The 14,365-nt window shown below is 35.3% G+C and carries 15 protein-coding genes and 3 tRNA genes; 10 read left to right on the forward strand and 8 right to left on the reverse strand.

Annotation, left to right across the window (positions count from 1 at the left end):
- Positions 1-403 precede the first annotated feature (403 nt).
- Positions 404-862: an SRPBCC domain-containing protein gene (locus HAV12_RS05475; protein WP_171568791.1), complete on the forward strand. Its 459-nt coding sequence runs from the start codon at positions 404-406 to the stop codon at positions 860-862.
- A 104-nt stretch (positions 863-966) separates the two neighbouring features.
- Here HAV12_RS05475 and HAV12_RS05480 read toward each other — a convergent pair.
- From HAV12_RS05480 to HAV12_RS05490, 3 genes are all read right to left on the reverse strand, one after another.
- Positions 967-1,049, reverse strand: a tRNA-Leu gene (locus HAV12_RS05480).
- 45 nt (positions 1,050-1,094) lie between these two features.
- A tRNA-Lys gene (locus HAV12_RS05485) sits at positions 1,095-1,167 on the reverse strand.
- 40 nt (positions 1,168-1,207) lie between these two features.
- Positions 1,208-1,280: transfer RNA gene (locus HAV12_RS05490), tRNA-Lys, on the reverse strand.
- Positions 1,281-1,406: 126 nt separating this feature from the next.
- Between HAV12_RS05490 and HAV12_RS05495 the strand changes: the two genes are divergently transcribed.
- Positions 1,407-1,925, forward strand: a complete 519-nt coding sequence (locus HAV12_RS05495) for a shikimate kinase (protein WP_132038326.1) — start codon at positions 1,407-1,409, stop codon at positions 1,923-1,925.
- Here HAV12_RS05495 and HAV12_RS05500 read toward each other — a convergent pair.
- Both HAV12_RS05500 and HAV12_RS05505 read right to left on the reverse strand, forming a co-directional pair.
- Positions 1,917-2,417, reverse strand: a complete 501-nt coding sequence (locus tag HAV12_RS05500; protein WP_171568792.1) for a phosphoribosyltransferase domain-containing protein — start codon at positions 2,415-2,417, stop codon at positions 1,917-1,919. The genes HAV12_RS05495 and HAV12_RS05500 overlap by 9 nt on opposite strands.
- Before the next feature lie 140 nt (positions 2,418-2,557).
- Positions 2,558-2,947, reverse strand: a complete 390-nt coding sequence (locus tag HAV12_RS05505; protein ID WP_132038324.1) for an RNA-binding S4 domain-containing protein — start codon at positions 2,945-2,947, stop codon at positions 2,558-2,560.
- Positions 2,948-3,026: 79 nt separating this feature from the next.
- Between HAV12_RS05505 and HAV12_RS05510 the strand changes: the two genes are divergently transcribed.
- Positions 3,027-4,124, forward strand: coding sequence for an FKBP-type peptidyl-prolyl cis-trans isomerase (locus HAV12_RS05510; protein ID WP_171568793.1), 1,098 nt, complete (start codon positions 3,027-3,029; stop codon positions 4,122-4,124).
- 251 nt (positions 4,125-4,375) lie between these two features.
- Here the strand turns inward: HAV12_RS05510 and HAV12_RS05515 are convergent, their stop codons facing one another.
- From HAV12_RS05515 to HAV12_RS05525, 3 genes are all read right to left on the reverse strand, one after another.
- Positions 4,376-5,329 carry a transketolase family protein gene (locus HAV12_RS05515; protein ID WP_171568794.1) on the reverse strand — a complete coding sequence of 318 codons (954 nt, stop codon included), beginning with the start codon at positions 5,327-5,329 and terminating at the stop codon, positions 4,376-4,378.
- Positions 5,330-5,404: 75 nt separating this feature from the next.
- Entirely contained in the window at positions 5,405-6,256 is an 852-nt protein-coding gene (locus HAV12_RS05520) for a transketolase (protein WP_171568795.1), read from the reverse strand.
- Positions 6,257-6,507: 251 nt separating this feature from the next.
- Positions 6,508-6,825: a hypothetical protein gene (locus HAV12_RS05525; RefSeq protein WP_171568796.1), complete on the reverse strand. Its 318-nt coding sequence runs from the start codon at positions 6,823-6,825 to the stop codon at positions 6,508-6,510.
- A gap of 414 nt (positions 6,826-7,239) precedes the next feature.
- On the opposite strand from HAV12_RS05525, the gene tgt reads away from it, so the two are divergent.
- The 7 genes from tgt to HAV12_RS05560 all read left to right on the forward strand — a co-directional run bounded on the left by tgt (position 7,240) and on the right by HAV12_RS05560 (position 14,334).
- Positions 7,240-8,370 (forward strand): tRNA guanosine(34) transglycosylase Tgt, encoded by a 1,131-nt coding sequence (gene tgt / locus HAV12_RS05530; RefSeq protein WP_132038319.1) that lies wholly within the window; start codon positions 7,240-7,242, stop codon positions 8,368-8,370.
- A 91-nt stretch (positions 8,371-8,461) separates the two neighbouring features.
- Positions 8,462-9,550, forward strand: coding sequence for an LptF/LptG family permease (locus HAV12_RS05535; RefSeq protein ID WP_171568797.1), 1,089 nt, complete (start codon positions 8,462-8,464; stop codon positions 9,548-9,550).
- Positions 9,537-10,424 carry a DMT family transporter gene (locus HAV12_RS05540; protein WP_132038317.1) on the forward strand — a complete coding sequence of 296 codons (888 nt, stop codon included), beginning with the start codon at positions 9,537-9,539 and terminating at the stop codon, positions 10,422-10,424. The genes HAV12_RS05535 and HAV12_RS05540 overlap by 14 nt, the downstream gene beginning before the upstream one ends.
- A gap of 112 nt (positions 10,425-10,536) precedes the next feature.
- On the forward strand, positions 10,537-11,490 hold the full coding sequence (locus HAV12_RS05545; RefSeq protein WP_132038316.1) for an acetyl-CoA carboxylase carboxyltransferase subunit alpha: 954 nt from the start codon (positions 10,537-10,539) through the stop codon (positions 11,488-11,490).
- Positions 11,491-11,630: 140 nt separating this feature from the next.
- The gene (gene dnaB / locus HAV12_RS05550; RefSeq protein WP_132038315.1) at positions 11,631-13,175 is read left to right on the forward strand and encodes a replicative DNA helicase; all 1,545 of its coding nucleotides are present in this window, start codon (positions 11,631-11,633) and stop codon (positions 13,173-13,175) included.
- Between the two features lie 133 nt (positions 13,176-13,308).
- Positions 13,309-13,695: a hypothetical protein gene (locus HAV12_RS05555; protein ID WP_132038314.1), complete on the forward strand. Its 387-nt coding sequence runs from the start codon at positions 13,309-13,311 to the stop codon at positions 13,693-13,695.
- 3 nt (positions 13,696-13,698) lie between these two features.
- Positions 13,699-14,334 (forward strand): hypothetical protein, encoded by a 636-nt coding sequence (locus tag HAV12_RS05560; protein ID WP_238698792.1) that lies wholly within the window; start codon positions 13,699-13,701, stop codon positions 14,332-14,334.
- The last annotated feature ends 31 nt before the right edge of the window (positions 14,335-14,365 follow it).

Below are 14,365 nucleotides of genomic sequence, written 5' to 3' on the forward strand. Positions count from 1 at the left end.
AGATTTATTTGTAAGAGAATTTCTTTTGTGAAATAATAGTTAGTAAATAAAAAATTTTATTGTTACCAGGATTATTTATGTTGGCGGAATAGCTATTATGTCATTATTTTAAACCGAAATAAAATTGGACAAAAGATGTTTCTGCTTTGTTCCATTTAGTGACCTGTAGAAAGTTTTTTATGTAAATAAAAGCCAGAATGTAAGATTAAGAATTAAACTCCCGCTAACACACGTTTTAATCGATTTGTAGATTTAGTAGAATTACCTTTTTATTTTATAATTTAGTGTAGCAGAAAATACGCTGCTGCAAAGTCCACAAATCGATTGAAGTTTGGGAATGTTATATGCGATGTAAAATGACAGCTAGTGTAACAGACAATAACAATTTAAAATATTTAATATTATGAAAAAGTTACAATTCAAAGTAAGTATCAATTCACCTGTTGCCAGGATATATGATTTTATGCTTGGCATTACTAGTAAATCAACTTATGAGCAATGGACTTCCTTGTTTAATCCTACATCTACCTATGAAGGAAGTTGGGACAAGGGAACTAAAATTCTGTTTATTGGTGTAGATGAGAAAGGAGAAAAAGGAGGTATGGTTTCCAGGATAGCTGTAAACATTCCCAACCAATTTGTTTCTATTCAACATTATGGGCTTTTAAAAGCTGATCAGGAAATAACAGAAGGACCGGAGGTAGAAAAGTGGGCAAACGGATTTGAAAATTATACGTTTGAAAAAAACAAAGGGATTACAACCGTTACTGTTGACTTAGATACAGCGGAAGATTTTTCAGGTTATATGAACGAGACTTACCCAAAAGCACTCGACAAACTGAAAGAACTTTGTGAAAAATAGGAATTACATCACTCTTTTGTGGGGATATGGTGGTCAAATAAAAAAGCTATACAAAACAAAAGCCTCGTAATGAGGCTTTTGTTTTAAAAATAAAGTAAAAAATGTGACCACGGTGGGATTTGAACCCACACGCCCTTACGAGCACCACCCCCTCAAGATGGCAAGTCTACCGTTTCTCCACGTGGCCGTAAATGAAAAAAAGGCCAAGTAATATAAATTACTCGACCTTTTGTGACCCGACTGGGGCTCGAACCCAGGACCCCATCATTAAAAGTGATGTGCTCTACCGACTGAGCTATCGAGTCATTGCTTTCAAGGAATTTAATTTGTTAATCACAAAATTTGTGACCCGACTGGGGCTCGAACCCAGGACCCCATCATTAAAAGTGATGTGCTCTACCGACTGAGCTATCGAGTCATTTAATTCCTTGAATGCGGGTGCAAATATAAGGAGTTATTTTCGAAGTTTCCAAGCATTTTTATTATAAATTTGTCTTTTTTTACGAAAAGTTCACAACGTCTTAGTTTATAAGGTTTTATTAATATGAAAAAAATTGTGTTATTAGGTTATATGGGGTGCGGAAAGTCAACAATTGCCCAAAATTTGTCAAAAATCACAAATATTCCGTTTCTCGATTTGGATAAATGCATCGAAAAAAAAGCAAATTTGTCCATAAATGAAATTTTTGAACAGCATGGTGAGATCTATTTTAGAAAATTAGAGCATGAAATTTTTGTAGAATTGCTTCAATCTTCAGAAAACAGCATAATTGGTTTAGGCGGAGGAACGCCTTGTTATGCCAATAATCATGAATTATTGAAAAGAGAGGATGTAAGTTCAATTTATTTAAAAGCTTCCATAGAGACTTTATATAATAGACTAATTCATAATAAGAGCAAGCGGCCTTTGATCGCTAATATGAATGAAGAAGAAATGAGGGAATTTATCGCAAAACATTTGTTCGACAGAAGCTTTTATTACAACCAGGCAAAACATAAAGTTTCGGTTGATAATAAGTCCGTCGAAGAAACAGTTCAGGATATTGTAGCGCTGCTAGCTTAAAAAAGCGTAATCATCGCCATTTTCATCAAAAACAACCTGAACGTGCTCTAATAATGAAGTCGAAAGGGAGATTCCTTTAAAATCGGCTTTTACAGGGTACTTCTTATGATTTCTGTCTACAAGTACTGCAGTTTTGAATTTCTTAAGCGGAACGTCTAAGAAATGACGAACTGCATATATTAAAGTCGTGCCGGAGTTTAAGACATCGTCTACAAGGACTAATCCTTTATTCGAATATTCACTGGCTGGTAAAGACGTCTGTATAGGCAACTGAGGATTTTGTTTGTCAACCCTGACTTCACAAAGAGAAACTTTAAGAGTAGATATGTTGCCTAAAGCCAAGGCTATTTTTTGAGCAAAAACAGATCCGTTAGAGGCGATTCCGGCAATCACAACTTCCTCTTCATCAACAAAAGTCTCGTAAATTTGGTACGCGATACGTTTTATTTTATGGTCGATTTCCTGATTCGTTAAGATGATGTTCTTGTTCATGATTATTTTTTTTTGCTAAAATACAAATTTACGTTTTCAAATTCCAATACTATAAAATTCTAAATTCCAATTTTGAAATTCCGATATAGAGAATTTATTGTTTCATTAGTTTTGGAATTTGGAATTTGAAAAATTGTGAGTTATTCTGTTTCTTCTTCGTCAACAATATCATTACCATATTCGTCAATATCTCTTCGGTCTTTTTTGGTGGGTCTTCCTGTTCCGCTTTTGCGATAATGTTCTTTGGAGAGTTTTAATAATTCCAAATGCGCATAAGCTTCAGCCGGAGTTTCGTTTTTTCGGTATATATCAACAAGTTTTGCCCCGACACGACTTTCCGGAATGTCAAGTACGGTTATGATTTGTGTAATCTGATCTTTTCTAAAGGTGATCCTGTCGGTAGGGAAAACCTCTTTTGATGGTTTTGCAACCAGTCCGTTTACAGTAATATGGTTCTTTTTGCAGGCTTCAGTAACCATATTTCTGGTTTTGTAGTAACGTACGCACCACAGGTATTTATCTATTCTCATAATTTTTCTAAAATAGAAGTTAAAATCTTTACAAAAATAAATCAATATTGTATCTTGCGCACCTAAAAAATTAAGAATAATGAACAAATTTAAATATTATTTTATTTTATTACTTGCAGGTATTGCTATAGTTTCTTGTAATAAAAGTGATGACGATGCGGAAATAGTTCCCTTAAGAGATTATAAGGAACAATATAAAGCTGATAGTGATTCAATTATGAAATATTTAAAGAATAATTATATCGAAAGCGTTTCGGCTAATTATGATATTAAGATATCTAAAATTCCGGCAGGAGGCACTCAGGTTTCTATTTTCGATCAGACTCAATATCCTATACAATCAAGAGATGTTTATAGTAATGATGTAACTTATAAAGTGTATTATCTGGTATTAAGACAAGGTACAGGGCAGGCTCCTACTAATTACGATAAAATTTCGGCTTCCTATTCAGGCAATACCTTAAACGGAAAAGTTTTTGATACCTCTTATGGGGTAGCGAGAGATTTTAGCTTAGAACCTTATTTGACTACTTCTGTAATAGAGGGCTGGTCAGAAATTTTTCCTAAGTTTAAAACAGGAACAACGACAGTAGCAAGCGATGGCAGCGGAACTATAACGTATGATAATTACGGAGCAGGTGTTATGTTTTTACCTTCGGGCTTAGCCTACTATGGTTCCGGACAGACTGATATACCGGCTTATTCTTGTCTGGTATTTAGTTTTAAATTATTGGGTCTTCAGCGATTAGATCATGATTTTGATGGCGTTTATGATTTTGAAGAAGATCTGAATAAGGATGGTTATCTTTATGATTTGAGAAATACAACAAAATATCCTAAACCGCCGACTAATTTAGCTGATGATACAGATGGTGATGGCCTGGCTGATTTTATTGATGTTGACGATGATGGGGATGGATTTACGACTTTACTGGAGATTACTAAACCAAAAGATAAAGTGGGTATTGTTATAGAAGAGGGTGTTTCAGTTAACTACGGAATAAGTAAATATTATCCTTTCACAGCCCCTGTTGCAGATAATCCTAATACTCCCAATACAGATGAAACGGAGCCTAGAGGTATTCCTGCATTTGCAGCAACTGGTGAGCCGGATTATACTTCTCCAAACCGATTAAGACTTCATGTGGATAAAGCGCATCATACGCCTAAGCCGTAATGACTTTTAAATAAAGAAAAATATAGAAAACCCCGAAATCACTTTCGGGGTTTTTTTATGGAGTTGTTTGTCTTGTGTAAAATAGTTAGAAGTTTATTGGCTGAAATTTTAAAACAATAAACGTCTTTGATTTCTGTCGCTGCTTTTTAGCTAATTTGTAGTGCGACTATTTGATTTAATGTAGAAAAAAAAGCACAAAAAAACCTCGAAATCACTTTCGAGGTTTTGTATATAAAGTAAGAAAATTTAAATTATTTTCTTTTAATAACTCTTTCTACAGCTTCAACAATCGCCTGATTGTTTAGTTTGTATTTTTCCATTAGTTGCTCCGGAGTTCCAGACTCACCAAAACTATCGTTTACAGCAACAAATTCCTGTGGAGCAGGAGTGTTTAAAGCCAATACTCTTGAAATGCTTTCTCCAAGACCTCCAAGAATGTTGTGCTCTTCTGCAGTTACCACGCATTTTGTTTTAGCTAATGATTTTAGAATCGCTTCTTCGTCAAGTGGTTTAATTGTATGGATGTTGATTACTTCAGCAGAAATTCCTTTAGCTTCCAAAGCTTCAGCAGCGATTAGCGCTTCCCAAACTAAATGCCCTGTTGCTACAATAGTAACATCAGTACCTTCGTTTAATAAAATTGCTTTTCCGATTACGAAAGGCTCGTCAGCAGGCGTAAAGTTAGCTACTACCGGACGACCGAAACGCAAATAAGCCGGGCCATGGTGATCTGCCAATGCAAGCGTAGCCGCTTTGGTCTGATTGTAATCGCAAGTATTAATTACAGTCATTCCGGGTAACATTTTCATTAAACCAATATCTTCAAGGATTTGGTGTGTTGCTCCGTCTTCACCAAGTGTTAAACCAGCGTGAGAAGCACATATTTTTACATTTTTATCCGAGTATGCAACAGATTGACGAATCTGATCGTAAACTCTTCCTGTAGAGAAATTAGCGAAGGTCCCTGTAAATGGAATTTTCCCGCCAATGGTTAAACCGGCAGCAATACCAATCATATTGGCTTCAGCGATACCAATCTGGAAAAAACGTTCCGGGTGATTTTTCTTAAACTCATCAAATTTTAATGAACCAATTAAATCGGCACATAAGGCAACAACGTTTTCATTTTTCTGACCTAATTCAGTCATTCCCGCTCCAAAGCCCGAACGGGTATCTTTACTTCCTGTATTTGTATATTTTTTCATTTTTTTTCTTTTGCTGTACGCAATAGGCTGTAGGCAATAGGCATAAAGCTTACTGCTTAAGGCTTATGGCTTTTTTTAATAATCGATTTGATCTGCAGAATAGTTTTGAGTCAATGCATTTGCCAATTGGTCATCGTTTGGCGCTTTTCCGTGCCAAGCGTGCGTATGCATCATGAAGTCAACTCCGTTACCCATTTCAGTATATAATAAAATACAAACCGGTTTTCCTTTTCCTGTTCTTGATTTGGCATCATTCAGACCTGCAAGGATAGCATCGATATTGTTTCCTTCTTTAATTTCAAGAACATCCCAGTCAAAAGCTTCAAATTTGGCACGAATGCTTCCCATTGGTAAAACTTCGTCAGTTGTTCCGTCAATTTGTTTCCCGTTAAGGTCAATAGTCGAAATAATATTGTCTACTTTTTTAGCAGAAGCATACATGATCGCTTCCCAGTTTTGACCTTCCTGTAATTCACCATCACCGTGCAGGGTATAAACGATATGATTGTCTCCATTTAATTTTTTAGCCTGAGCAGCTCCAAGCGCTACAGATAAACCTTGTCCTAATGAGCCGGAAGCTATACGAACACCAGGTAATCCTTCGTGAGTGGTTGGATGCCCTTGTAAACGAGAATTTAATAATCTAAACGTAGCTAATTCTGAAACAGGGAAATAACCGCTTCGGGCTAAAACGCTATAAAAAACTGGAGAAATATGACCGTTTGAAAGGAAGAAAATATCTTCTCCGATTCCGTCCATATCAAAACCTTCTTTACGGTCCATGATGTTTTGGTATAAGGTTACCAAAAATTCTGTACAACCTAGTGATCCACCCGGGTGGCCTGAGTTTACAGCATGTACCATACGAAGAATATCTCTTCTTACTTGGATAGTTAAATCGCTTAATTGTTGTGTGTTAGGCTTCATTTTATGTGTAAAAGTTAAACTACAGCAAAAGTAATCGTTATTTTGCGGGGAGACAAATGATTTTTTGCTTTAGTTTGTCAGAATTGTTAAATTTTGTTTCTTTTTTTATTGATCTTAAAAAAAGACTGAAGTATTGTTGTAGTGTATAAAAGTTTTGCCACAGATTAAAGGATTCCATTGATTTAAAAAAATCAGTGCTAATCCTTTAATGTGTGGCAAATAAACTTTTGATAAATAATTGTATTGTTATTTTAATTAGTGTCGCTTTCGCTGTAATAATTATTTTCTTCATCTTCAGACCCAATTTCTTCTTGCTGGTCATCCAGTTCAGAACCAGGTACATCAAGATCTTCTCCGGTCTGGTTTTCTTTGTCGATGTTGAAGGAATTCTCATTCCATTCTCCTTCTTTCTCATCAATTGTTTTGCCATTGGTAATATGATCCGGATCGATGTCTTTTGTTTTTTCTTCCTTATTATAAATGTCTTCTGATGCCGGATAATCCAACTGTTCCAGGTTTTTTTCAATCTGATCTTCTTTTATGGCGTCTTTTTCTTCTGAATTTATCATGATTTCTATATTTTAAAATTTTACTTTTCTTTTTACTAAATTAAGCAATCAGGCATCCAATCCTGTTACACTTTTAGTACTTAGATCTTGTACTTTTTACATTATTTGATGTTATTATTTTGGGCGTTCCCCAAGGGTCGGGCTATCCGCTATATCTTTTGTTCCGGAAAAAATTATTGTTAATTAAGACCGGACCTGTGTCACAAAAGGATGTCGCTGCTATCCCTAACGCAGATGGAGTCGGGTTACTCCGATCTGAGACAATTATCTCATTTTCTAATTGACTAATTATCTCATTTTAAACCAGGTTTAAGCACAATCAAAATCATTATCTCATTTTCTAATTGACTAATTTTCTAATTAATTAGATTTTCCTCAAATTAGCCTATCTTTGCCGACTGAAAAAAGAAACAGATGAAGTTTGATTTATTACAAAAAGATCCGCAATCTAAAGCGAGAGCGGGGAGTATTACTACAGATCATGGCGTAATTGAAACGCCTATTTTTATGCCTGTCGGAACGGTAGCTTCTGTAAAAGGGGTGCATCAGCGTGAACTGAAAGAGGATATCAATCCGGACATTATTCTTGGAAATACCTACCATTTATATTTACGTCCGCAAACTGAAATTCTTGAAAAAGCGGGTGGATTGCATAAATTTATGAACTGGGATCGTAATATTTTGACAGATTCTGGTGGATATCAGGTGTATTCACTTTCGAATAACAGAAAAATTAAGGAAGAAGGGGTGAAATTTAAATCACACATTGATGGATCGTATCACTTTTTTTCACCGGAAAGTGTAATGGAAATTCAGCGTACCATCGGAGCTGATATTATTATGGCTTTTGATGAATGTACACCTTATCCTTGTGATTACAGATACGCACAGCGTTCGATGCACATGACGCACCGTTGGCTGGATCGTTGTATCAGTCATTTAGATAAACTGCCTTATAAATACGGATACGAACAAACTTTTTTTCCAATTGTTCAGGGAAGTACATACAAAGATTTGCGTCGTCAGTCGGCAGAATATATTGCAAATTCAGGTCAGCAGGGAAATGCAATTGGAGGTTTGTCAGTAGGGGAGCCTGCCGAAGAAATGTATGCAATGACAGAAGTAGTTTGCGAAATTTTGCCGGAAGATAAGCCCCGTTATTTAATGGGAGTAGGAACTCCGATCAATATTCTGGAAAATATTGCGCTGGGAATTGATATGTTCGATTGCGTAATGCCAACGCGTAATGCCAGAAATGGTATGTTGTTTACGGCAAACGGAACGATTAATATTAAAAATAAAAAGTGGGAAGATGATTTTTCTCCAATCGACGAAATGGGGCATACTTTTGTAGATACAGAATATACAAAGGCCTACTTGCGTCATTTGTTCGCAGCGAATGAATATTTGGGAAAACAAATCGCAACGATTCATAATCTTGGTTTTTATATGTGGTTGGTTCGTGAGGCCAGAAAACATATCTTAGCAGGCGATTTCAGACCATGGAAAGAAATGATGGTTAAAAATATGAGTCAAAGACTATAAAAAAGTTTCAGGTTATTTTTGTTTCAGGTTTCAGGTTCTCTCCAACAGAACCTGAAACCTGAAACATGAAACAAGAAAAACAAAAAAATCTATGCTAACAATAATAGATAAGTATATTTTAAAACGCTATTTAGCCACTTTCTCGGTGATGATCATGTTATTTATTCCGATTGGAATTGTAATTGACGTTTCTGAAAAGGTGAATAAGATGTTGGAGAACAAGATTCCGTTTATGGATATTGCGATCTATTATTACAATTTTACCATCTATTTTGCGAACTCCTTATTTCCGATATTTTTGTTTTTATCGGTGATCTGGTTTACTTCAAAACTGGCGAATAATACCGAGATTATTGCGATTCTGAGTTCAGGAATTTCATTTACACGATTTTTAAGACCTTATATTATCGGGGCCAGTATTATTTCGGTTTTTGTGTTGTTAATGGGGTTTTTCATTGTTCCTGCGGCCAGTGAAGGTTTTAATAATTTCAGGTATACCTATCTGAAAGGAAATGGAAAACAACTCATGCGGGGTGAGAACACCAATGTTTACAGGCAAATTAATGATAATGATTTTATCTTCGTTAATAGTTTCAATGAAGAATCGAAAACAGCATTTAATTTTTCGTTAGAACATTTTGACAAGGATAAGCTGAAGTATAAAATCACGGCGAGCCGTATCAAATGGGATCCGAAGAAAAAAATCTATATACTTTACGATTATACAAAAAGAACAGTTAATGAACTAGATGATGTAATTGAAAAGGTTCCTGAAAAAAATATGGCCTTTAAATTTGAGTTAGAAGATTTAACTCCGGTGGTTTATATTGCTGAAACTCTAAGTTTAGGGAAACTTTATAAATTTATTGAAAAAGAAAGAAAAAGAGGTTCAGGAAATATTAATACTTATTTGGTAGTACTCTACAAAAAATACAGTGTTCCTGTTTCTGCCTTTATCCTTACTATTATTGCCGTTGCGGTTTCTGCTATGAAACGTCGTGGTGGTATGGGAACAAATCTGGCGATAGGAATTGCAATTGCTTTTTCTTTTGTGTTTTTTGATAAAATATTTGGTACTCTTGCCGAAAAATCAACTTTCTCACCTTTATTAGCAGTCTGGTTTCCAAATATTGTTTTTGGAATTTTGGCCATTTACCTCTTACGTAATGCGAAACGATAATTTAAAAAGTTACTTAAATCTTCATTTGATTGTTTTTATCTGGGGATTTACAGCCATTTTGGGTGCTTTAATAACTATTGATGCTGAAAATCTGGTTTGGTACAGAATGCTTCTTGCCGGGATTTTTCTGGGAATTTTTATTGTCTGCAAAAGACAATCGTTTAAGGTTCCCGTGAAAGAATTTTTTAAACTTATTTTTGTCGGACTGCTGATTGCCTTGCATTGGATTTTCTTTTTTAAAGCCATTCACATTTCTAACGTTTCCATTACGCTTTCGATTTTTTCGCTGGGGGCATTTTTTGCGTCTTTGTTAGAGCCAATATTTTACGGAAGAAAGATATTGTGGTACGAAGTTTTCTTCGGACTGATCATTATTGGCGGTTTAGGCCTGATTCTGCAAGTGGAAATAAAATACCTTCAGGGCGTTTATTTTGCTTTGGCTTCTATTATTCTGGGCGTATTGTTTACGCTTATGAATGGAAAATTAATAGCAGATCATGAACCATCAGTAATTACCTTTTATGAGTTTGGAGCCGGTGTTTTCTTTATTTCGGTCTATTTTTTGTTTCAGGGAAAATTTAATGCGGATTTCTTTTCAATGTCTGTGAATAACTGGGTTTTGCTGCTTGTGCTGGCATCAGTTTGTACGGCCTATGCTTTTACTGCTTCTGTAAAAGTAATGCAGAGATTAACGCCTTACACCGTTATGCTAACCACTAATTTAGAGCCAGTATACGGGATTATCCTGGCCTATTTTATTCTTGGAGGAAAAGAAAAAATGAGCACCGAATTTTATATCGGAGCGGTAATAATTGTCATTACAGTTATTTTAAACGGGGTTTTTAAACATTATCAAAATAAGAAAAAAGTGTAATATTTACCTTATTTTTAAATTGCATTTTTATATATTAAACAACATTTAATTCTGCCAATGATATAATATTTTTATATTTGCGGTTCGATTTACAAACAAAATTCAAAAATCCATGGAATATTTAGATTTTGAGCTTCCAATAAAAGAACTTGAAGAACAATTAGAAAAGTGCGTGATAATTGGAAAAGAATCTGACGTTGATGTTACACCAACTTGTAAGGAAATCAACAAGAAATTAGAACAAACTAAGAAAGAAATATATAAAAACCTTACGGCCTGGCAACGTGTACAATTGTCAAGGCATCCGAACAGGCCTTATACGTTAGATTATATCAGGGCAATATGCGGTGATACTTTTTTAGAACTTCATGGAGACAGAGGTTTTAAAGACGATAAAGCAATGGTTGGTGGTTTAGGAAAAGTAAACGGCCAGTCTTTTATGATTGTGGGTCAGCAAAAAGGATACAATACCAAGACACGTCAATACCGTAATTTCGGTATGGCAAATCCTGAAGGATACCGTAAAGCCCTGCGTTTGATGAAAATGGCAGAGAAATTCGGTATTCCGGTTTTAACTTTAGTAGACACTCCGGGTGCTTATCCGGGTCTGGAAGCTGAAGAAAGAGGACAGGGAGAAGCTATTGCAAGAAATATTTTTGAAATGGTTCGATTAAAAGTGCCAATCATTACCATTATTGTTGGTGAAGGTGCTTCTGGAGGAGCTCTAGGAATAGGGGTAGGAGATAAAGTATATATGTTGGAAAATACATGGTACTCTGTAATCTCTCCGGAATCCTGTTCTTCTATTTTATGGAAAAGCTGGGAATACAAAGAACGTGCAGCGGATGCTTTAAAATTGACATCCTCTGACATGAAAAGACAAAAATTAGTAGATGATGTAATTCCGGAACCACTAGGAGGAGCGCACTATGATCGCGAAACTACTTTTAAGACCGTAGCAGAATATATCACTAAAGGTTATAATGAATTGAAAGACTTATCAACAGCCGACTTAATTGCCCAAAGAATGGACAAGTATAGTAAAATGGGTGAATATAAAGAGTAAATTCTTACAAATTATTTAAGAATCCGAAGCCCTACAGTTTCGGATTTTTTTTTGGTTATCAACAAAAAAAACATATTTATAAACAATTAATAGTTATAACTCGATAGCATTGTTTTTTTAAATTTTGCTACTTTCGCTATATGGAAAATTTCAAAAATGTAAATCCTGTAAAGGTAGATAAAACCACAATTATTAATTTAGAAAGAGGGAAATTACCACCGCAAGTACTTGATTTAGAAGAAGCTGTACTTGGGGCAATGATGATTGATAAAAAAGGGGTAGATGATGTAATTGATATTTTACAGGCCGATGCTTTTTATAAAGATGCTCACAAATTTATTTTTGAAGCGATCGTCCAGCTTTTTACAGAAACGCAGCCAATTGACTTGTTAACCGTTTCGACCCAGCTTAAAAAAAATGGAAAATTAGAACTGGCGGGTGGTGATTTTTATTTAATTCAGCTTACCCAAAAAATAGCGTCTTCCGCGCATATCGAATTTCACTCCCGTATTATTCTTCAAAAGTTTATTCAGAGAAGTTTGATTCGTATTTCAACTGAAATTATCGAAGACTCTTATGATGAAACAACAGACGTATTTGATTTGCTGGATAAAGCTGAATCAAAACTCTATGAGGTAACACAGGGAAATATTAAACGTAGTTCTGAAACTGCCCAGAGTTTAGTACTTCAGGCCAAAAAACGTATTGAAGAAATTGCAAAACAAGAAGGTCTGAGTGGTGTTGAAACCGGTTTTACCAACTTAGATAAGCTGACTTCCGGATGGCAGCCGAGTGATTTAATTATTATTGCGGCCAGACCGGCGATGGGAAAAACGGCATTTGTACTTTCAATGGCCAGAAATATGGCTATTGATTTTGGACATCCCGTAGCATTGTTCTCTCTGGAGATGGCATCTGTTCAGTTAATCACAAGGTTAATTTCATCAGAAACCGGATTGTCATCAGAGAAATTACGTACAGGTAAATTAGAGCCTCATGAATGGGAGATGCTGAGTACCAAAGTTAAAAACTTAGAGAAAGCACCTTTATTTATTGATGACACGCCTTCGCTTTCTATTTTTGATTTAAGGGCAAAATGTCGTCGTTTGGTTTCACAACACGGTATTAAAATTATCATTGTCGATTATTTGCAATTGATGACTGCGGGAGGAAATAGTAAAGGAGGAGGAAATCGTGAGCAGGAAATTTCTACAATTTCCCGAAACTTAAAGGCTTTGGCAAAAGAGCTAAACGTACCGGTAATTGCACTTTCGCAGCTATCGCGTGCCGTTGAAACGCGTGGTTCCAGTAAACGTCCGTTGCTATCGGATCTTCGTGAATCCGGAGCTATTGAGCAGGATGCTGATATTGTTTCGTTCTTATACCGACCGGAATATTATAAAATTGATGAATGGGATGATGATGAGGCTTCGCCAACCACTGGTCAGGCAGAAATAATGATCGCGAAACACCGTAATGGTGGTATCGAAAACGTTCGATTGAAATTTATAGGGCATCTTGGAAAATTTGATAACCTTGATGATTTTTCAGGTAATTATGACGATTTGCCTTCTAAAATGAATCACGAAGAAAATCCGTTTATAACTAAAAATCTCCCTTCGGCAAATGAAGCCTTTGGCAGTAACTTAAATGATGACGATGACGACAGTGATGTTCCGTTTTAAGAAATTGTAAAGCCTTATTTTAAGGCTTTTTTTTTATCTCTTATTGTGAATTTTCTTAATATAATTCTGTAGTTTAGCAATGCAGTTAATAAAATAATTGCATATTAACTTGTAACCAAAAACAAATTATATTATGTTAGAAAAAGAGAATTTAGGAAGTGTAGAAGTTCCTGTGGCGGAAGGTAAAGTATGGGCCGAAAAATACAGAAGAGCATCGGGTCTGGAGGAAGATGGCAAAAACAAAGTTGACGCCTATTTAATTCCGTTAGAAACCCTGAAACAAGTATTGGACCAGGATATTGATGCCGTACGTGCTTACAAAGGAATTAATAATGCAGGTCAGCAGGTTTTAATGTTTGTGGGTACAAAATTAGATGCTAAAACAGGAATCTACAAAGATGTATTCAAAACAGGAGCAACCGCCGCTAAAGATGGTGAAGCTGACGGTGGTGGTGTTGTGTATGATATGACGCAGCCATGTCCTCCAAACGGAGATCCTTCAAGTCCTATGAATCCTTAAAAAATGTATCAACTAATTGCAAATACAGGTTATTTCTTTTTAATACTTAACCTTATTTTATATATCACAGGCTTTTCCAAATTTGGAAAAGCCTATAAAATTTTTACCTGTTACCTGGCTTTATTGGTTACTGTGCAGCTTATTTGCGTCATTTTGCTTTATTGTAAAAAAGTAAATCTTTTCATGTCTCATTTTTACTTTGTCGGACAGTTAATATTATTGGCAATATTCTATTTTTTGCTGGTGAAAGATGTCGTAAAAAAGAAAATAATACTGATTGGAACTTCTGCAGGTTTATTGGTTTTAGCAATTCAGTATCTCTTTGACCCGGGTATGTTTTCTAAGTTTAACTTATTCGAAATTACGATCACTTCTTTACTGGTTGTGTTTTTTGCCCTTTTGCATTTATATGATATGCTGACGGATAAAAAAGAATATTACTTTATCACAGTCGGCATCATAATTTATTTACTGGCAAGCACAATTTTGTTTTTGGTTGGTAATTTAACAATCGGATTAAGTGAAAATCTGAAATTTCTAAGTTGGACATTAAATGCTGTTTTAGTTTTAATAAATCAGCTGTTTATTTTGTACGAATGGAAAAAAAGTTTTTATAAAAAAGCCGCTTTATTAGTTTAAATTTTTTTGTTTAATCGTTGCTGTTATAAAA

The sequence above is a fragment of the Flavobacterium sp. CLA17 genome (assembly GCF_013112255.2).
Classification (GTDB): domain Bacteria; phylum Bacteroidota; class Bacteroidia; order Flavobacteriales; family Flavobacteriaceae; genus Flavobacterium; species Flavobacterium circumlabens.